Origin of the sequence: Pseudorhodobacter aquimaris (genome assembly GCF_001202025.1) — a bacterium.
Classification (GTDB): Bacteria; Pseudomonadota; Alphaproteobacteria; order Rhodobacterales; family Rhodobacteraceae; genus Pseudorhodobacter; species Pseudorhodobacter aquimaris.
On sequence record NZ_LGHS01000076.1, the window covers coordinates 279452 to 297094 of the forward strand.

Below are 17643 nucleotides of genomic sequence, written 5' to 3' on the forward strand. Positions count from 1 at the left end.
CGCCTTCGGTTGACCCCGTCAAGGGGGCGGAGTACATGATGAATAGAGAGTCCTCTGCCCCTTGGTGGCAGAAGCCTGCGTGCAGCCAGCGATAGGAGCATCTTCGTGGACCACCTTCTTCGGGAATATCTGCCCATCATCATTTTATTGGCAATTGCCGTTGGCTTGGGATTGGTGTTGCTTTTGGCGGCCGTCATTCTTGCGGTGCGCAATCCGGACCCGGAAAAAGTGTCGGCCTATGAGTGCGGATTCAACGCTTTTGACGATGCGCGGATGAAGTTTGATGTCCGGTTCTATCTTGTGTCGATCCTGTTCATCATTTTTGACCTTGAGGTGGCGTTCTTGTTCCCTTGGGCCGTGGCGTTTGGTGAAATCTCGATGACGGCCTTCTGGTCGATGATGGTTTTCTTGGCCGTCCTGACGGTTGGTTTTGCTTATGAATGGAAGAAGGGGGCGCTCGAATGGGAGTGATGGCCGGTGCAAATACCGCAGGGGCAGACCTTGACGTGTCCACCCAGGCGCTGAACGCAGAGTTGCAGGACAAGGGTTTCCTGCTGACCTCGACCGAGGATATCATCAACTGGGCGCGGACAGGGTCCTTGCACTGGATGACATTCGGTCTGGCGTGCTGCGCGGTTGAGATGATGCACACCGCGATGCCGCGCTATGACGCCGAGCGTTTCGGTTTCGCGCCCCGCGCCTCACCCCGCCAGTCGGATGTGATGATCGTTGCCGGTACGCTGACCAACAAGATGGCGCCCGCGCTGCGCAAGGTCTATGACCAGATGCCCGAGCCGCGCTATGTGATCTCCATGGGGTCTTGTGCCAATGGCGGCGGCTATTACCACTACAGCTATTCGGTGGTGCGCGGGTGTGACCGTATCGTTCCGGTGGATATCTACGTTCCCGGCTGCCCGCCCTCGGCTGAGGCCTTGCTTTATGGCATCTTGCAGTTGCAGCGCAAAATTCGCCGCACCGGCACGCTGGTTCGTTAAGGAGTGACAGAGATGATCGAAGCCCTGACAGAACTGGCCGCCCGTCTGGAGTTGCGCCACGCGGATGACATCGTATCGACCGAGCTGTTGCATGATGAGTTGACGGTTACCATTCAGCCCTCGGCGTTGCTGGCCTTTGTGGATTACCTGAAAACGGACGCGAGCTGCCGTTTCTCGACATTGGTTGATATCACTGCGGTGGATTACCCTACACGGGGCGTTGCGCGGTTTGACGTGGTCTATCACTTCTTGTCGATGTATCAAAACCAGCGTATCCGCGTAAAAATGTCGGTGCGTGAGGATGAGATGGTGCCTTCTATCACCTCGCTTTACCCTTCGGCCAATTGGTTTGAGCGTGAAGTTTTCGACATGTTCGGCATCTTGTTTTCGGGCCATCCCGACCTGCGCCGCATTTTGACCGACTACGGTTTCCGCGGCCACCCGCTGCGCAAGGATTTCCCGACCACGGGTTATACCGAGGTACGCTATGACGAGGCGCAAAAGCGCGTGATTTATGAGCCTGTCAAGCTGGTGCAGGAATACCGCCAGTTTGATTTCATGTCGCCATGGGAAGGTGCGCAATATGTGCTTCCGGGTGATGAGAAGAAAGAAGGGGCGAAGTGATGGACGGCGACATTCACACCTATGATGACGGCTCTCATGATGCGCTGACGGGCGAGCAGAAGATCCGTAATTTCAACCTGAACTTCGGCCCGCAGCACCCTGCGGCCCACGGCGTTTTGCGTCTGGTGCTTGAACTGGATGGCGAGATTGTAGAGCGTTGCGATCCGCATATCGGCCTGCTTCACCGTGGCACCGAAAAACTGATGGAAAGCCGGACCTACCTACAGAATCTGCCCTATTTCGACCGGCTCGACTATGTGGCGCCGATGAATCAGGAGCATGCCTGGTGCTTGGCCATCGAAAAGCTGACGGGCGTCGAGGTTCCGCGTCGTGCCCAGCTTATCCGCGTCTTGTTTTCTGAAATCGGCCGTGTGTTGAACCACCTTTTGAACGTGACCACGCAGGCAATGGACGTCGGCGCGCTGACCCCGCCGCTTTGGGGTTTTGAGGAACGTGAAAAGCTGATGGTATTCTATGAGCGGGCGTGCGGTGCGCGTCTGCACGCCGCCTATTTCCGCCCCGGCGGTGTTCATCAGGATCTACCGCCCGCGTTGATCGAGGATATCGACACTTGGGCACAGGACTTCCCGCGTGTTCTGGATGATATCGACGGGTTGCTGTCGGAAAACCGGATTTTCAAACAGCGCAACGCCGATATTGGCGTGGTATCGGAGCAAGAGATCCTCGATTGGGGTTTCTCGGGCGTCATGGTGCGCGGTTCCGGCCTTGCATGGGATTTGCGTCGCGCGCAGCCCTATGAATGCTATGATGAATTCGACTTCAAAATTCCGGTTGGCAAGAATGGCGATTGCTATGACCGCTATTTGTGCCGGATGCAGGAAATGCGCGAAAGCACCTCGATCATCCGTCAGGCCGTCGAAAAGCTGCGCAATGAGCCGGGTGACGTGCTGGCGCGTGGTAAGATCACGCCACCAAAGCGCAGTGAGATGAAAACCTCGATGGAGGCGCTTATCCACCACTTCAAACTTTATACCGAAGGCTTCCATGTGCCCGCGGGTGAGGTTTACGCTGCTGTTGAGGCCCCCAAGGGTGAATTTGGCGTCTATCTGGTGGCGGATGGCACCAATAAACCCTACCGCGCCAAGATCCGTGCGCCGGGCTTTTTGCACCTTCAGGCGATGGATCACATGTGCAAAGGCCACCAATTGGCCGATGTCGCCGCGATTATCGGAACTATGGATGTCGTGTTCGGGGAGATTGACCGTTGATGCTGTTCTATCTGGCCTCCCTTGGGTTTGCCTTGGCTGCCGGATCGGCGGCTTGGGCGTGCCAAAGATCTAGCGTTGCCCTCAGTCCTAAATATTCTGTTGCCATGATTTCGAACGGAGCCGCCTGATGCTACGCCGTCTGCACAAAGAACAACCCAGCCATTTCGCGTTTACACCGGCGAACCAGACCTGGGCCGAGGCACAGATCTCAAAATACCCGGAAGGGCGCCAGGCATCTGCCATCATCCCGCTTTTCTGGCGTGCGCATGAGCAGGAAGGCTGGTTGACTCGGCCTGCGATCGAATATGTTTGCGATATGCTGGATATGCCCTTCATTCGCGGTCTTGAGGTTGCGACGTTTTACTTCATGTTCAAGCTGGAGCCGCGCGGCACCATTGCGAACATCCAGATTTGCGGCACCACGTCCTGCATGATTTGCGGGGCAGAGGATTTGGTTGCGGTCTGTAAAGAGCTGATCGCGGAAAAACCGCATACGGTTTCAGCGGATGGCAAGTTCAGCTGGGAAGAGGTCGAATGTCTTGGCGCGTGCAGCAATGCGCCTATGGCGCAGATCGGCAAAGATTATTATGAGGATCTGACCGCTGACAGCCTGCGTGATCTGATCGCCCGCTTCTCCAAGGGCGAAGTGCCAGTACCCGGCCCGCAAAACGGTCGCTATGCCGCAGAGCCGTTGGGTGGGCTAACCAGCCTCAAGGAATATGAGGCCGGGCGCAAACCCTATAATGCAAGCGCGCAGGCCGCCGTTGATATCGGCGATACTGTCAAGCGGATCGACGGGGCCGAGGTTCCGATCCTGACCCCTTGGCTGGGAAAATCAAGCGCGGATCAGCCCGCCGAGGTTACGGATAAGCCGATGACCGAGGCGCAAGAGGCGGCCTCGGATAAGGCTGCCAATACGGATGCGGTCAAAAAAGCGCGTCCACCACAGGCAGATGAGAAGCCTGTTGTCGCGGTCAAGCCCGAGGGGCTGACTGCAGCGCGGGATGGCAAGGCCGATGACCTTAAGCTGATCAAGGGGATCGGGCCAAAGCTGGAAACCTTGTGTAACAGTCTTGGGTTTTATCACTTTGACCAGATTGCGAATTGGACCGCGGAACAGGTCGCTTGGGTCGATGAGAACCTGGAGGGTTTCAAGGGACGGGTGACGCGGGATACTTGGGTCGCACAAGCGAAGATTTTGGCCAAAGGCGGAGAGACAGAGTTTTCGCGTCGGGCTGATAAAGGGAGTGACGGTTAACGGCTGTAGGGTCTAAGGAAGGTTGGAATGCAAAAGAAACCACACATCTATACCTGTACCGGCATGTGCTGGGCTATGGGGACAGGCTTTGGCCTGTTGGTGGCGTTTCTTTTTCGCACCTTTATGCTTGGTTTGATTTGCGCTGTTGCGGCCTGTTTGTTCTTGGCTCGGGCGTTTCGGATTGGGCAAAGGGTGGTGTCGCAACATATGCCACCGTTGGCAGCGACGCCTCTTATCGCCGCCGATGATCTTAGGCAGATGATCGGCTCAGGCCGCAAATTGGCTGTTTTGCAGCGTGGCCTTCATCGCTTGGCTGCGGCAGGGGTGGTTTTGGTACAAGGTTTGGCAACGGGTATAAGCACAGGGTTTTCGAAACCTGTCGGCATGGGCGGGGGGGGCGTGAGATGACCAAAACCCAACCCAGAAAAGCTGATATCCAGAACGCACGCGACTCACGGATGGTGGCGGTTGTTTTGGTTGCCACGATGGCGTGTTGGCTTGGCGCGCAATGGATCGGGGGTCACTTCGGCTGGGAGGCACGCTTTGTCTTTCTGTTCGACTTGGCCGCATTGGCCGCGTTCTTTTGGACGATGGTTGTAACTTATCGGATCTGGCGGCGGAACAAATCCTCCTCCGGGAATAATTGAGGGCATGACATGCTGAAAGATCAGGATCGGATCTTTACCAATCTTTACGGGATGCATGACCGCTCCCTTGCTGGTGCGAAGAAGCGCGGCCATTGGGATGGAACTGCGGGTTTTATCCAACAGGGGCGCGGCTGGCTGGTGGATCAGGTCAAGGCTTCGGGGCTTCGCGGTCGTGGTGGCGCGGGCTTTCCCACCGGGTTGAAGTGGTCCTTCATGCCCAAGGAAAGCGACGGACGCCCGTCCTATCTGGTGATCAATGCCGACGAATCCGAGCCAGGCACCTGTAAAGACCGCGAGATCATGCGTCATGATCCGCACACCCTGATCGAAGGGGCGCTGATTGCCTCTTTTGCGATGGGGGCACATGCCTGCTATATCTATCTGCGCGGTGAATACATCCGTGAGCGTGAGGCGCTTCAGGCCGCGATCGACGAATGCTATGATGCGGGGCTTTTGGGTAAGAATGCCGCCAAATCTGGTTGGGATTTCGACCTCTATCTGCACCACGGGGCAGGGGCCTATATCTGTGGTGAGGAAACCGCGCTGTTGGAAAGCCTTGAGGGCAAAAAGGGCATGCCGCGGATGAAGCCGCCATTCCCTGCGGGGGCCGGTCTTTATGGTTGCCCGACCACGGTGAACAACGTCGAATCCATCGCGGTTGTTCCCACGATCCTTCGGCGCGGGCCGGAGTGGTTTACCTCCTTCGGGCGGCCTAACAATGCGGGGACCAAGCTGTTCGGGATTTCCGGCCATGTGGTAAATCCTTGTGTGGTTGAGGAATCCATGTCGATCCCGCTGCGTGAGTTGCTGGACCGTCACTGTGGCGGCGTGCGCGGCGGCTGGAAAAACATCAAGGCGGTTATTCCGGGCGGTTCTTCGGTGCCGCTGTTGAACGCGGATCAATGCGGGGATGCGATCATGGATTTCGACTGGCTGCGAGAGCAGAAGTCGGGCCTTGGCACGGCGGCAGTGATCGTCATGGATCAGTCTACCGATGTGATCAAGGCGATCTGGCGCTTGTCGGCGTTTTACAAACACGAATCCTGTGGCCAGTGTACGCCCTGCCGCGAAGGCACAGGCTGGATGATGCGGGTCATGGACCGGCTTGTGCGTGGTGAGGCAGAGGTCGAGGAAATCGACATGCTGCTTGATGTGACCAAACAGGTCGAAGGCCACACTATTTGTGCACTTGGCGATGCGGCGGCTTGGCCTATCCAGGGTCTCGTGCGGCATTTCCGCGAAGAGATCGAGGACCGGATCAAGGCGCAAAAGACTGGCCGCATGGGGGCGATGGCAGCAGAATGATGCACCCCGGCTTTCCCCTGACAGTTTGCGCGCTTGTGCTTTCGGCCTGTGCGACATCCGTGCCCCCCTTGCCGCGGGCGCCGATTGTGCTGGACGGGGTCAGCTATGACGTGGCCAAACGGCCGACGGGGGCGGTTGAAGTTTCCCGTATCGGGCGTCCGTTCGAGAATTGGGAAGGCCAGGAGGCGCGGCGCGCGGCGGACCGTTTTTGTGTCACCCGCGCCAAGACCTCTATCAAGGACCGCTTTCAGGGCAGTACTTGGTTGATTGTGGAGGGCTGCGCGTGATGGCGAAGAGCAGAAATGATACTGGCCAAAGGCCGGAAATGAACAGCGCTGACCGGGGACTTCCGGCACCAGCACAGCGGATGGCGGAGTAAAGGCATGTCCAACCTCAAGAAAATCATCATTGACGGCATCGAGGTCGAGGTTGATCCGGCCATGACCCTTATCCAGGCAGCTGATTTGGCTGGGATTGAGATCCCGCGCTTTTGCTACCATGAGCGGCTGACGATTGCGGGCAATTGCCGCATGTGTCTGGTCGAGGTTGTTGGCGGTCCGCCCAAGCCTACGGCCTCTTGTGCGATGCAGGTCAAGGATTTGCGCCCCGGACCTGAGGGCCAGCCCCCTGTGGTCAAGACCAACAGCCCGATGGTCAAAAAGGCGCGCGAAGGCGTGATGGAGTTCTTGCTGATCAACCACCCGCTTGATTGCCCGATCTGCGATCAGGGTGGCGAATGCGACTTGCAAGATCAGGCGATGGCCTACGGTGTCGACTTCAGCCGTTTCCGCGAACCAAAGCGCGCGAGCGAGAACCTTGATCTTGGGCCGCTGGTGTCCACCACCATGACGCGTTGTATTTCCTGCACACGTTGTGTGCGCTTCACCTCTGAGGTGGCCGGGATCCTGACCATGGGCCAAACCGGCCGCGGTGAGGATGCCGAGATCACCACCTATCTGGGTGCCACGCTCGACAGCAACCTGCAGGGCAATATCATCGACCTTTGCCCGGTTGGTGCGCTGACCTCCAAGCCCTATGCCTTTACCGCGCGGCCTTGGGAATTGACCAAGACAGAGACCATCGACGTGATGGATGCGCTTGGGGCCAATATCCGCGTGGATACCAAGGGCCGCGAAGTGATGCGCATTTTGCCGCGCAACCATGACGGCGTGAATGAGGAATGGATTTCCGATAAGACCCGTTTCGTTTGGGACGGTCTGCGCCGTCAGCGTCTTGATACGCCTTATATCCGTGAAAACGGTCGCTTGCGCAAAGCGGGCTGGGATGAGGCACTCAAGGCTGCATCTGCCGCGATGAAGGGCAAGAAGGTCGCCGGTCTGGTCGGTGATCTGGTGCCGGTTGAGGCTGCGTTTTCTCTGAAAACCCTGATCGAAGGGATGGGCGGCAAGGTCGAATGCCGCACCGATAAGGCCAAGCTGCCCGCAGGCAACCGCTCTGCCTATGTCGGGACGGCAAGCATCGAGGATATCGACGAGGCCAAATATGTCTTGTTGATCGGCAGCAACCCACGTGTCGAAAGCCCGGTTTTGAATGCCCGCATCCGCAAGGCCTGGACCAATGGTTGCGATGTTGATCTGGTCGGCCCGGCCGTTGATCTGACCTATGACTATGCGCATAAGGGCAATGGCCGCGCGGCTTTGATGGAGCTGGCGAAAACCAAATGCTCCGATAAGGTCAAGGAAAACCCATCGATTATCATCCTCGGCATGGGCGCGTTGAACGAGGCAGACGGTGAGGCCATCCTGTCGCAAGCGATGGCGATGGCAGAAGCCTCGGACAGCAAGCTGATGATCTTGCACACGGCGGCGGGCCGCGTTGGCGCGATGGATGTCGGTGCGGTGAACGAGCATGGGATGACCGATGCTCTGGACGGGGCTGATGTTGTCTATAACCTTGGCGCGGATGAGGTCGAAATCGCTCCCGGTGCCTTTGTGATCTATCAGGGCAGCCATGGCGATCGGGGCGCGCATCGTGCGGATCTGATCTTGCCCGGCGCTGCCTATACCGAGGAATCGGGGCTTTTCGTCAATACCGAAGGCCGTCCACAGCTTTCCGCCCGCGCAGGGTTTGCGCCCGGCGAGGCCAAGGAAAACTGGGCTATCTTGCGAGCATTGTCGGGTGAGATGGGCAACGCCCTGCCATGGGATAGCCTTGCCACCCTTCGCAAGGCGATCGTGACTGCGGTTCCGCATCTGGGCAACATCGACGAGGTGGCCGAGAACGAATGGCAGCGTATTCCATTGCGCGACCCGGCCAATGCCGATTTCCGCTATGCGGTCACGGATTTCTATCTGACCAATCCCATCGCACGGGCTTCCAGCCTGATGGGGGAGCTTTCGGCGATTGCCAAGGCGCGGTCCACAAAGCCCTTGGCGGCGGAGTAAGATATGAGCCTGCGCGCGTCCCTTTCCCCCTGCGTTCTGGCAATTGCCAGCCTGTCGGCCTGTGTGCCGTCAGGGGGGGATGATGTGGCGCGCGCAGAGTTTAAGCCGGTTTATGGCGGCATTCAAACGGTGCTGCTGGACGGTGACTTGGTGAATTTCCACGTGTCGATGAAGGGTGCGCGGGACCGGTCGGATGTGGATACCTATGCACGTTGTGCTGCGGCGCAATATGCATTGATCCGCGGTGCGTCATTTACGCGGCACGTCCGCACATCCATTGCACAAACGGGTGGTAATTGGCGCGGCGATGCGGTTTACACCATCTCAAAAGAGCTTCCTCGTGGGTCGGCAACAATCGATGCCGAAGTCACCGTCCGCGATTGCGGCGAACAGGGGATACCGACGATATGACGAAGACGAACTCGAATAAGGCCGAAGGATAAAAGGCGTCATGGATCAATTTCTGCAAACGGGCTTGGGGATCACATTGCTGATCGTTGCACAATGCCTTCTTGTCATCGCCTTTGTGATGATTTCGCTGCTGTTTCTGGTGTATGGCGACCGTAAGGTTTGGGCCGCCGTTCAGATGCGGCGGGGCCCGAACGTGGTGGGCGCTTGGGGCATTCTGCAATCTGTTGCGGATGCGCTGAAATATGTGGTGAAGGAAATCGTGGTGCCCGCGGGTGCGGACCGCGCGGTGTTCTTTCTCGCACCGATGTTGTCTTTCGTACTTGCCATTTTGATGTGGGCCGTGATCCCCTTCAGTGACGGTTGGGTTCTGTCGAATATCAACGTGGCCATCCTCTTTGTCTTCGCGATCTCTTCGTTGGAAGTTTACGGCGTGATCATGGGGGGCTGGGCGTCCAACTCCAAATATCCTTTCCTTGGCTCGCTCCGCTCTGCCGCGCAGATGATCTCCTATGAGGTCTCCTTGGGGTTGATCATCATCGGGATCATCATTTCCACCGGTTCGATGAACTTCAGCGCGATCGTTGAGGCACAGCGCGGTGATTTCGGGTTGTTCAACTGGTACTGGTTGCCGCACTTCCCGATGGTCTTCCTGTTCTTTATCAGCGCCTTGGCTGAGACCAACCGCCCGCCCTTCGATCTGCCAGAGGCTGAATCGGAACTGGTTGCAGGCTTTATGGTTGAATATTCCTCTACGCCCTATCTGTTGTTCATGGCGGGTGAATATATTGCCATCTTCCTGATGTGCGCGCTGATGTCCTTGCTGTTCTTTGGCGGCTGGCTGTCTCCGATCCCCGGTTTGCCGGATGGTGTGCTGTGGATGGTGGGCAAGATGACGTTCTTCTTCATCATGTTCGCTATGGTGAAGGCCATCGTGCCGCGCTACCGCTATGACCAGCTGATGCGCATTGGCTGGAAAGTGTTCCTGCCGCTGTCTTTGGGTTGGGTTGTGCTGGTGGCTTTCCTTGCGAAATTTGAAATTCTTGGCGGCTTTTGGGCACGCTGGGTTATTGGGGGCTGATCATGGGTGAGAACCGTCCGGTAGATTGGGGCCGCGCCGCGAAATATTTCCTTTTGATGGATTTCGTCAAAGGGTTCGGCTTGGGCTTCAAATATTTCTTCGCGCCGAAAAGCACGTTGAACTATCCGCATGAAAAAGGGCCGCTTAGTCCGCGTTTTCGTGGTGAACACGCGCTGCGCCGCTATGCAAATGGTGAAGAACGTTGCATCGCCTGTAAGCTGTGCGAGGCCGTTTGCCCCGCGCAGGCGATCACAATCGATGCCGAGCCGCGCGATGACGGCAGCCGTCGTACCACGCGCTATGACATCGATATGACCAAATGCATCTATTGCGGGTTCTGCCAAGAGGCGTGCCCGGTGGATGCCATCGTTGAGGGGCCGAACTTCGAGTATGCCACCGAGACGCGGGAAGAATTGTTCTACAACAAGGAAAAGCTGCTTTCCAACGGTGACCGTTGGGAAGGGGAAATCGCCCGCAACCTCGAATTGGATGCACCCTACAGATGACTGATGAATTTGCAAAAATGGTCAAATCCATGATGGAGCAGGGGCAGGAAATGGCCAAAGCCTTTGCACCTGCGCTTGAGGGGGCGAATGTGAAGGGCTTTGAGAAGCTCTTTCCGTCGATGCCGCCCGAGATGCTGGAGCTGTGGTTTGGCAAGACGATGAACCCGGACGGGCTTGATGCCCGTACCCGTTTGCTGGTGACGATTGCCGCGCTGACGGTGCTTGGCGCGCAGGCCGATGCGCAGTTGCGGCTGACGATCCGGCAGGCCATCACGGCAGGGGCCACAAAGCGCGAGATCGCCGAGGTGATCTGGCAGATGAGCATGTTCGGCGGCTTGCCCGCCATGCAAAAGGCGTTGGAAATTGCCCAGACCGTCTTTGCGGAGACTGAGGAGACAGAGAAATGACCATCGCTGATCTGGCTTTTTACGCCTTTGCCCTAACGGCTGTAGCTGCCGGGGTGTTGGTGACTGTGTCGCGCAACCCGGTGCATTCGGTGCTGTGGTTGATCTTGGCTTTTCTCTCCTCTGCGGGGCTGTTTGTTCTGCTCGGTGCTGAATTCGTCGCGATGCTTTTGATCATCGTCTATGTTGGCGCGGTGGCGGTTCTGTTCGTCTTTGTTGTGATGATGCTTGATGTCGATTTCTCTGAGCTCAAGGGCGAGATGTCGCGCTATATGCCTATCGGCTTGTTGATCGGCGTTGTGCTTTTGATGCAACTTATGATTGGGGTTGGCGCTTGGGTTCAGGCGGATGGTGCCATGGGACTGCGCAAGGCCGTGACGCCTGATATGGCGCAGGTGGAAAACACCCGTGCAATCGGATTGCTGCTTTATGACAAGTACCTGATGCTGTTCCAACTTGCGGGGATGGTGTTGCTGGTTGCCATGATCGGTGCGATTGCCCTGACGCTGCGCCACCGCAAGGACGTGAAACGTCAAAACGTCTTACACCAGATGTGGCGTGATCCGGCCAAGGCGATGGAGTTGAAAGATGTGAAACCGGGGCAGGGGCTTTAATACTCGATCCGGTCGCCGGGGGGCGGTATCCGCCCTCCAAACAATACGAAGAAATCGGGCAATGACCCGGAGGGACGTAAGATGGTAGGACTAGAGCATTATCTGGCAGTGGCTGCGGCCCTGTTTGTGGTTGGGATTTTTGGCATCTTCCTGAACCGGAAGAACGTGATCGTCATCTTGATGTCGATCGAATTGATGCTGTTGTCGGTGAACATCAATCTTGTGGCTTTCTCTTCCTTTCACGGTGACCTCGTCGGGCAAATCTTTACGATGTTTGTGCTGACGGTTGCCGCGGCAGAGGCGGCGATTGGTCTTGCGATCCTTGTCACCTTCTTCCGCTCCCGTGGTTCTATCGACGTCGAAGATGTCAACGTGATGAAAGGCTAAGCTGATGGCAACGATCATCCTTTTTGCGCCCCTGGTTGGCGCCCTGATCTGCGGCTTTGGCTGGCGTTTGATCGGAGAGTTCGCAGGCCAGGTGATCACCACCGGCCTAGTGTTCCTAGCGGCCTTTTTTTCGTGGATCCTCTTTCTTGGCCACTTTGACGAGACTCAGCACATCGTGGTTATGCGCTGGATTGAAAGCGGCTCGCTCTCTACCGAATGGGGTATCCGGCTGGACCGTCTGACGGCTATTATGCTGGTCGTGGTCAACTCTGTCTCTGCGCTGGTGCACCTTTATAGCTTTGGCTATATGGCGCATGACCACAACTGGACAGATCGTGAGCATTACAAGGCTCGCTTCTTTGCTTACCTGTCCTTCTTTACCTTTGCGATGTTGATGCTGGTCACGGCTGACAACCTTGTGCAGATGTTCTTTGGTTGGGAAGGGGTGGGCGTTGCCTCTTATCTTCTGATCGGATTTTACTATCGCAAACCGACAGCCAATGCCGCCGCGATCAAGGCCTTTGTGGTCAACCGGGTCGGTGATTTCGGCTTTGTTCTGGGGATTGTGGCGCTGTACTTCCTGACGGATAGCATTCGACTGGATGATATCTTTGCGGCAGGGGCGACTCTTGCACAGACCGATCTGCATTTCCTGTGGACGGATTGGAACGCGGCCAACCTAATTGCGATGTTGCTATTTATCGGCGCGATGGGGAAATCGGCACAGCTGTTCTTGCACACATGGTTGCCGGACGCGATGGAAGGTCCGACGCCTGTTTCGGCCCTGATCCACGCGGCAACCATGGTGACCGCCGGTGTGTTTCTTGTCGTGCGGATGTCGCCGATCTTTGAATATGCGCCCGATACATTGGCCTTTATCACCATCCTTGGTGCAACGACGGCCTTTGTCGCCGCGACCATCGGTCTGGTTCAGAACGATATTAAGCGCGTGATCGCCTATTCGACCATGTCGCAGCTTGGCTATATGTTCGTGGCCGCCGGTGTTGGTGCCTATCCGGTGGCGATGTTCCACCTCTTTACCCACGCCTTCTTTAAGGCGATGCTGTTTCTGGGCGCGGGCTCGGTGATCTATTCGATGCACCATGAGCAGGACATGCGGAACTATGGCGGGCTGCGTAAGAAGATCCCGATGACCTTCTGGGCAATGATGATCGGCACGCTGGCCATAACCGGGGTCGGTATCCCATTGACCCATATCGGTTTCGCGGGTTTTCTATCCAAGGATGCCGTGATTGAGAGCGCCTTTGTCGGCTCCAGCTATGCTTTCTGGATGTTGGTTATTGCCGCGCTTATGACCAGCTTCTACAGCTGGCGTCTGATGTTCCTGACCTTCTTTGGTAAGGCGCGCGGCGACAAGCACACACATGATCATGCGCATGAGGCGCCAAAGGTTATGCTGATCCCGCTTGGAGTTCTGGCGCTTGGGGCCGTGTTCTCGGGGATGGTGTGGTATAACTCCTTCTTCGGCGATCTTGATAAGATCCACAGCTGGTTTGGCATGGAAGTTGCCCAGCATGAGGTCGCTGAGGGCGAAGCGCAGAGCGAGGTTGCCCACGCGGTGGCCCCCCAAGGCGCGATATTCTTTGGGCCCGAAAACCATACGATCCATGAAGCACATGACGTGCCTGCCTGGGTAAAGGTTTCGCCTTTCGTGGCGATGATTCTTGGCTTTGTCGTGGCTTGGGTTTTCTATATCGCCAAGCCGAGCTTGCCGGCCACATTGGCCAAGCAACAGCGTCCGCTCTACCTGTTCTTGCTCAACAAGTGGTATTTCGACGAGCTTTATGACCTGATCTTTGTCCGTCCGGCCAAATGGTTTGGCGCCTTCCTCTGGAAGAAGGGCGACGGGAAGGTTATTGACGGAACCATAAACGGGCTTGCCTTGGGGATTATCCCGATGCTGACCCGCCTCGCAGGCCGCGCACAGTCCGGTTACATCTTTCACTATGCATTCGCCATGGTCCTGGGCATCGTTGCCCTTGTCACCTGGATGACGCTCTCGGGGGGCGCGCACTAATGGAAAATCTCCTTTCCATCATCACATTCATCCCGGCGGTTGCCGCCGCCATACTTGCGCTTTTCCTGCGGGGCGATGATGCTGCGGCGCGCAAAAATGCAAAATGGGTGGCCTTGGTTGCGACTTCGGCGACTTTCCTGATCTCGCTCTTTGTCCTGTCGAGCTTCAACTCCGGTGACACTGGTTTCCAGATGGTCGAAGAGTATGAGTGGATCTTGGGCCTGAAGTATAAGATGGGCGTCGACGGGATTTCGGTTCTGTTCGTGATGTTGACCACCTTCCTGATGCCGATAACCATTGCGTCCTGCTGGACGGTAGAGACCCGCGTCAAGGAATATATGATCGCCTTCCTGCTTTTGGAAACATTGATGCTTGGCGTGTTCTGTGCGCTGGATCTGGTGCTTTTCTATCTGTTCTTCGAAGCGGGCCTTATTCCGATGTTCCTGATTATCGGGATCTGGGGCGGCAAAGAGCGGATCTATGCCGCGTTCAAGTTCTTCCTCTATACCTTCCTCGGGTCGGTTTTGATGTTGGTGGCGATGATCGCGATGTATGCGGATGCTGGGACCACTGATATCCCGACATTGCTGACCCATAGCTTCGGTTCTGACACGATGTCGATTGCCGGGTTCCAGATCGTGGGTGGTTTGCAGACACTGCTGTTCCTTGCGTTTTTTGCCAGCTTTGCGGTCAAAATGCCGATGTGGCCAGTGCACACCTGGTTGCCCGATGCGCACGTTCAGGCGCCGACGGCGGGTTCGGTCGTTCTGGCTGCGATTTTGCTGAAGATGGGGGGCTACGGGTTCTTGCGGTTCAGCTTGCCGATGTTCCCGGTCGGGGCGGATTTGTTTAGCCCATTGGTGCTCTGGATGTCGGCGATCGCGATTGTTTACACCTCGCTGGTGGCCTTGGCACAAAGCGATATGAAAAAGCTGATCGCCTATTCTTCGGTGGCGCATATGGGTTATGTCACGATGGGGATTTTCTCGGCCAACCAGCAGGGTGTGGACGGTGCGATCTTCCAGATGATCAGCCACGGATTTATCTCGGGTGCGCTGTTCATGTGCGTTGGGGTGATATACGACCGGATGCACACCCGTGAGATTGACGCCTATGGCGGCTTGGTAAACCGGATGCCGCATTACGCGCTGATCTTCATGTTCTTTTCCATGGCCAACGTCGGTCTTCCGGGCACTTCGGGCTTTGTCGGGGAATTCCTGACCTTGGTCGGTGTTTTCCAGGTGAACACATGGGTTGCGGTTGTGGCGGCTTCGGGCGTGATCTTGTCGGCCTCTTACGGCTTGTGGCTCTATCGTCGGGTGGTTTTCGGCGATCTGATCAAGGAAAGCCTGAAATCCATTACCGATATGACCACGCGCGAGCGCCTTATCTTTGCTCCGTTGGTCGTAATGACCTTGCTCTTGGGCGTGTATCCTAGCCTTGTGACCGATATCATCGGTCCTTCGGTAAATGCGCTTGTGACCGACTACCAGGCGGCCATCCCCGTTACGGGTGATGTGCAGCTGGCAACTCATTGAGGGACGACAGATGACTCCGATAGATTTTTCAACCGTCCTCCCGGAGATCACCTTGGCGCTTGTCGCTATGGCCGCGTTGCTTGGGGTGGTTTATACGGGTAAGGATGCACTTGCTTCATCGCTGAACTGGGGCATGGCCGGGGTTTTTGTAATCCTTGCCTTCTGGATCGGTATCGGTACCAGCGGTGAGCGGGTCGCCTTTGACGGTTTGTTCAACGATGATCCCTTTGCGCGCTTTGCCAAGGTAACGATACTGCTGTCAGCTGCGGCGGTTCTGGCCATCAGCCATGATTATATGGTCAAACGCGGGCTGATGCGGTTTGAATATCCGATTTTGATCGCGCTTTCGGTGCTTGGCATGATGTTCATGGTCTCGGCTGGCGATCTTATCGCGCTTTATATGGGGTTGGAGCTGCAATCCTTGGCGCTTTACGTGGTGGCAAGTTTGCGGCGTGACAGCGTGAAGTCCTCCGAGGCCGGTCTCAAGTATTTTGTGCTTGGATCGCTTTCATCAGGGATTTTGCTTTACGGTGCGGCGCTCACCTATGGCTATGCGGGCACGACTGAATTTGCAGGCATCTTGTCCACCTTGGGGCAGGGTGATGTGCCGCTTGGGCTGATCTTTGGCTTGGTCTTTTTGATCACCGGTCTGGCGTTCAAGGTTTCTGCGGTGCCGTTTCATATGTGGACACCTGATGTTTATGAAGGCTCGCCAACGCCGGTCACAGCCTTTTTCGCGACCGCCCCAAAGGTTGCGGCAATGGCGCTTTTGGCCCGTCTGATGTATGACGCATTTGGCGCGATCCCCGGTCAATGGGGGCAGGTTATCGCAGTGCTTTCCATCCTGTCGATGTTTGTTGGCGCGATTGCCGCGATCGGTCAGCGTGATATCAAGCGTCTGATGGCGTATTCCTCTATTTCACATATGGGGTTCGCGATGATCGGGCTTGCATCCGGTACGGTGTTTGGCGTGCAGGCAATGCTGATCTATGTGGTGATCTATGTCAGCATGAACATCGGCACATTTGCCTTTATCCTGTCGATGGAACGTGACGGGGTGCCAGTGACGACGATTGACGGTCTGAACATGCTGTCGAAAAAGGCTCCTTTGCAGGCGCTGGCCATGTTGGTACTGCTCTTTAGCCTTGCGGGTGTGCCGCCGATGCTGGGCTTCTTTGGCAAGTTCTATGTGCTGCAGGCGGCGGTCAATGCAGATATGACATGGCTTGCGGTGTCGGGTGCTGTTGCCTCGGTGATCGGTGCGTTTTATTATCTTCGTGTCGTATACTTCATGTATTTTGGCAATGAGGGCGACGGTATCGATGCCCAAATTGGCCGGGTACAGTGGATCGCGCTTATGGGCTCTGCAGCGGTGATGGTGTTTGGCGTCGTCAACCTCTTTGGCGTTGAGGGCGTGGCACAGATCGCGGCGGAAGCGCTTGTCCGGTAATGAGGTCGCTCCGGGCTGGCCGCATGGGGTGGCCCGGATTTCGCTCGATAGTGTGGACAGCACCAATGCATATGCGGCACAGCTTGCCCCCGCTGGTCCGACATGGATCACGGCGGCCGAACAAACAGGCGGCCGTGGTCGTCGCGGGCGCCCATGGCAAAGCCCTCGTGGAAATTTTTATGGCACGCTTGTGCTTCAGCCCACAGAAGATGCGGCGCAGGTTGCACTGCGGTCCTTTGGTGCGGCGCTCGCATTGCGTGATGCCTGTGTCGCGTTGACAGGGCTTGAGGTTGGGCTATCGCTGAAATGGCCAAATGATGTTTTGCTTAACGGAGGCAAGCTTGCGGGCATCTTGCTTGAAAGCAACGGGGCTGGACCTAAAATATCCCAACTGTGTATCGGCATCGGCGTAAACCTGATCGCCGCCCCGCCGCGCGATCTGGTAGAGCAGGGCGCAACCCCGCCGGTCTCCCTGCTGGCCGAGACCGGGGTCCGCATTTCCCCGGAGGCCTTTCTGACGGCGCTGGCCAAATCCTATGCGCATTGGGAATCGATCTTTGCCAATCAGGGGTTTTCACCTTTGCGCACGGCTTGGCTTTCACATGCTGCGCGCTTGGGCGAAACCATCACTGCGCGCACGGGCACCAGTTCTGAGACCGGCGTTTTTGAAACCATCGACGCGTCAGGCGCGTTGATCTTGAAAACCACGCGGGGGCGCCGTGCCATTCCAGCGGCAGAGATTTTCTTTTGAGAT

The 17643-nt window shown here is 56.8% G+C and carries 19 protein-coding genes; all 19 read left to right on the forward strand.

Annotated features, from left to right (window positions below; translation table 11 throughout):
* Nucleotides 1-105: 105 nt before the first annotated feature.
* The 19 genes from AKU94_RS18170 (at nt 106) to AKU94_RS18265 (ending at nt 17640) form a co-directional block, all read left to right on the forward strand.
* Nucleotides 106-471 (forward strand): NADH-quinone oxidoreductase subunit A, encoded by a 366-nt coding sequence (locus AKU94_RS18170; RefSeq protein ID WP_050528648.1) that lies wholly within the window; start codon nt 106-108, stop codon nt 469-471.
* The gene (locus AKU94_RS18175; protein WP_050528649.1) at nt 462-995 is read left to right on the forward strand and encodes a NuoB/complex I 20 kDa subunit family protein; all 534 of its coding nucleotides are present in this window, start codon (nt 462-464) and stop codon (nt 993-995) included. The genes AKU94_RS18170 and AKU94_RS18175 overlap by 10 nt, the downstream gene beginning before the upstream one ends.
* A 12-nt stretch (nt 996-1007) precedes the next feature.
* Nucleotides 1008-1619: an NADH-quinone oxidoreductase subunit C gene (locus tag AKU94_RS18180; RefSeq protein WP_050528650.1), complete on the forward strand. Its 612-nt coding sequence runs from the start codon at nt 1008-1010 to the stop codon at nt 1617-1619.
* Nucleotides 1619-2848 carry an NADH-quinone oxidoreductase subunit D gene (locus tag AKU94_RS18185; RefSeq protein ID WP_050528651.1) on the forward strand — a complete coding sequence of 410 codons (1230 nt, stop codon included), beginning with the start codon at nt 1619-1621 and terminating at the stop codon, nt 2846-2848. Before AKU94_RS18180 ends, AKU94_RS18185 begins: the two co-directional genes overlap by 1 nt.
* A gap of 127 nt (nt 2849-2975) precedes the next feature.
* Complete coding sequence (gene nuoE / locus AKU94_RS18190; protein WP_050528652.1) at nt 2976-4106, forward strand: NADH-quinone oxidoreductase subunit NuoE; 1131 nt, start codon at nt 2976-2978, stop codon at nt 4104-4106.
* A gap of 404 nt (nt 4107-4510) precedes the next feature.
* A complete protein-coding gene (locus AKU94_RS18200) occupies nt 4511-4753 on the forward strand; it encodes a DUF5337 domain-containing protein (protein ID WP_050528654.1) in 243 nt (80 codons plus the stop codon).
* Nucleotides 4754-4762: 9 nt separating this feature from the next.
* The gene (gene nuoF, locus AKU94_RS18205) at nt 4763-6058 is read left to right on the forward strand and encodes an NADH-quinone oxidoreductase subunit NuoF (protein WP_050528655.1); all 1296 of its coding nucleotides are present in this window, start codon (nt 4763-4765) and stop codon (nt 6056-6058) included.
* Entirely contained in the window at nt 6055-6345 is a 291-nt protein-coding gene (locus AKU94_RS18210) for a hypothetical protein (protein WP_050528656.1), read from the forward strand. The genes nuoF and AKU94_RS18210 overlap by 4 nt, the downstream gene beginning before the upstream one ends.
* Nucleotides 6346-6441: 96 nt before the next feature.
* Entirely contained in the window at nt 6442-8463 is a 2022-nt protein-coding gene (gene nuoG, locus AKU94_RS18215) for an NADH-quinone oxidoreductase subunit NuoG (protein ID WP_050528657.1), read from the forward strand.
* 3 nt (nt 8464-8466) lie between these two features.
* A complete protein-coding gene (locus AKU94_RS18220) occupies nt 8467-8874 on the forward strand; it encodes a hypothetical protein (RefSeq protein ID WP_157056609.1) in 408 nt (135 codons plus the stop codon).
* Between the two features lie 40 nt (nt 8875-8914).
* A complete protein-coding gene (gene nuoH / locus AKU94_RS18225) occupies nt 8915-9952 on the forward strand; it encodes an NADH-quinone oxidoreductase subunit NuoH (protein ID WP_050528658.1) in 1038 nt (345 codons plus the stop codon).
* Nucleotides 9953-9954: 2 nt separating this feature from the next.
* Nucleotides 9955-10458, forward strand: coding sequence for an NADH-quinone oxidoreductase subunit NuoI (gene nuoI, locus AKU94_RS18230; RefSeq protein WP_050528751.1), 504 nt, complete (start codon nt 9955-9957; stop codon nt 10456-10458).
* Entirely contained in the window at nt 10455-10865 is a 411-nt protein-coding gene (locus tag AKU94_RS18235; RefSeq protein WP_050528659.1) for a carboxymuconolactone decarboxylase family protein, read from the forward strand. The genes nuoI and AKU94_RS18235 overlap by 4 nt, the downstream gene beginning before the upstream one ends.
* Complete coding sequence (locus AKU94_RS18240) at nt 10862-11476, forward strand: NADH-quinone oxidoreductase subunit J (protein ID WP_050528660.1); 615 nt, start codon at nt 10862-10864, stop codon at nt 11474-11476. Before AKU94_RS18235 ends, AKU94_RS18240 begins: the two co-directional genes overlap by 4 nt.
* An 81-nt stretch (nt 11477-11557) precedes the next feature.
* Complete coding sequence (gene nuoK / locus AKU94_RS18245; RefSeq protein ID WP_050528661.1) at nt 11558-11863, forward strand: NADH-quinone oxidoreductase subunit NuoK; 306 nt, start codon at nt 11558-11560, stop codon at nt 11861-11863.
* A 4-nt stretch (nt 11864-11867) separates the two neighbouring features.
* The gene (nuoL, locus tag AKU94_RS18250; protein WP_050528662.1) at nt 11868-13901 is read left to right on the forward strand and encodes an NADH-quinone oxidoreductase subunit L; all 2034 of its coding nucleotides are present in this window, start codon (nt 11868-11870) and stop codon (nt 13899-13901) included.
* Nucleotides 13901-15439: an NADH-quinone oxidoreductase subunit M gene (locus tag AKU94_RS18255; protein ID WP_050528663.1), complete on the forward strand. Its 1539-nt coding sequence runs from the start codon at nt 13901-13903 to the stop codon at nt 15437-15439. The genes nuoL and AKU94_RS18255 overlap by 1 nt, the downstream gene beginning before the upstream one ends.
* 10 nt (nt 15440-15449) lie before the next feature.
* Nucleotides 15450-16889 (forward strand): NADH-quinone oxidoreductase subunit NuoN, encoded by a 1440-nt coding sequence (gene nuoN / locus AKU94_RS18260; protein ID WP_050528664.1) that lies wholly within the window; start codon nt 15450-15452, stop codon nt 16887-16889.
* 28 nt (nt 16890-16917) lie between these two features.
* Nucleotides 16918-17640: a biotin--[acetyl-CoA-carboxylase] ligase gene (locus AKU94_RS18265; RefSeq protein WP_050528665.1), complete on the forward strand. Its 723-nt coding sequence runs from the start codon at nt 16918-16920 to the stop codon at nt 17638-17640.
* Nucleotides 17641-17643: the final 3 nt, after the last annotated feature.

Excerpts from the sequence above, each read along its gene's own strand:
- AKU94_RS18210 (WP_050528656.1), top strand. The coding sequence starts at position 6,055 with ATGATGCACCCCGGCTTTCCCCTGACAGTTTGCGCGCTTGTGCTTTCG.
- nuoE (WP_050528652.1), top strand. The coding sequence starts at position 2,976 with ATGCTACGCCGTCTGCACAAAGAACAACCCAGCCATTTCGCGTTTACA.
- nuoG (WP_050528657.1), top strand. The coding sequence starts at position 6,442 with ATGTCCAACCTCAAGAAAATCATCATTGACGGCATCGAGGTCGAGGTT.
- AKU94_RS18255 (WP_050528663.1), top strand. The coding sequence starts at position 13,901 with ATGGAAAATCTCCTTTCCATCATCACATTCATCCCGGCGGTTGCCGCC.
- nuoF (WP_050528655.1), top strand. The coding sequence starts at position 4,763 with ATGCTGAAAGATCAGGATCGGATCTTTACCAATCTTTACGGGATGCAT.
- nuoH (WP_050528658.1), top strand. The coding sequence starts at position 8,915 with ATGGATCAATTTCTGCAAACGGGCTTGGGGATCACATTGCTGATCGTT.
- AKU94_RS18175 (WP_050528649.1), top strand. The coding sequence starts at position 462 with ATGGGAGTGATGGCCGGTGCAAATACCGCAGGGGCAGACCTTGACGTG.
- nuoI (WP_050528751.1), top strand. The coding sequence starts at position 9,955 with ATGGGTGAGAACCGTCCGGTAGATTGGGGCCGCGCCGCGAAATATTTC.
- AKU94_RS18240 (WP_050528660.1), top strand. The coding sequence starts at position 10,862 with ATGACCATCGCTGATCTGGCTTTTTACGCCTTTGCCCTAACGGCTGTA.
- AKU94_RS18235 (WP_050528659.1), top strand. The coding sequence starts at position 10,455 with ATGACTGATGAATTTGCAAAAATGGTCAAATCCATGATGGAGCAGGGG.
- AKU94_RS18185 (WP_050528651.1), top strand. The coding sequence starts at position 1,619 with ATGGACGGCGACATTCACACCTATGATGACGGCTCTCATGATGCGCTG.
- AKU94_RS18200 (WP_050528654.1), top strand. The coding sequence starts at position 4,511 with ATGACCAAAACCCAACCCAGAAAAGCTGATATCCAGAACGCACGCGAC.
- AKU94_RS18180 (WP_050528650.1), top strand. The coding sequence starts at position 1,008 with ATGATCGAAGCCCTGACAGAACTGGCCGCCCGTCTGGAGTTGCGCCAC.
- nuoK (WP_050528661.1), top strand. The coding sequence starts at position 11,558 with ATGGTAGGACTAGAGCATTATCTGGCAGTGGCTGCGGCCCTGTTTGTG.
- AKU94_RS18220 (WP_157056609.1), top strand. The coding sequence starts at position 8,467 with ATGAGCCTGCGCGCGTCCCTTTCCCCCTGCGTTCTGGCAATTGCCAGC.
- nuoN (WP_050528664.1), top strand. The coding sequence starts at position 15,450 with ATGACTCCGATAGATTTTTCAACCGTCCTCCCGGAGATCACCTTGGCG.
- nuoL (WP_050528662.1), top strand. The coding sequence starts at position 11,868 with ATGGCAACGATCATCCTTTTTGCGCCCCTGGTTGGCGCCCTGATCTGC.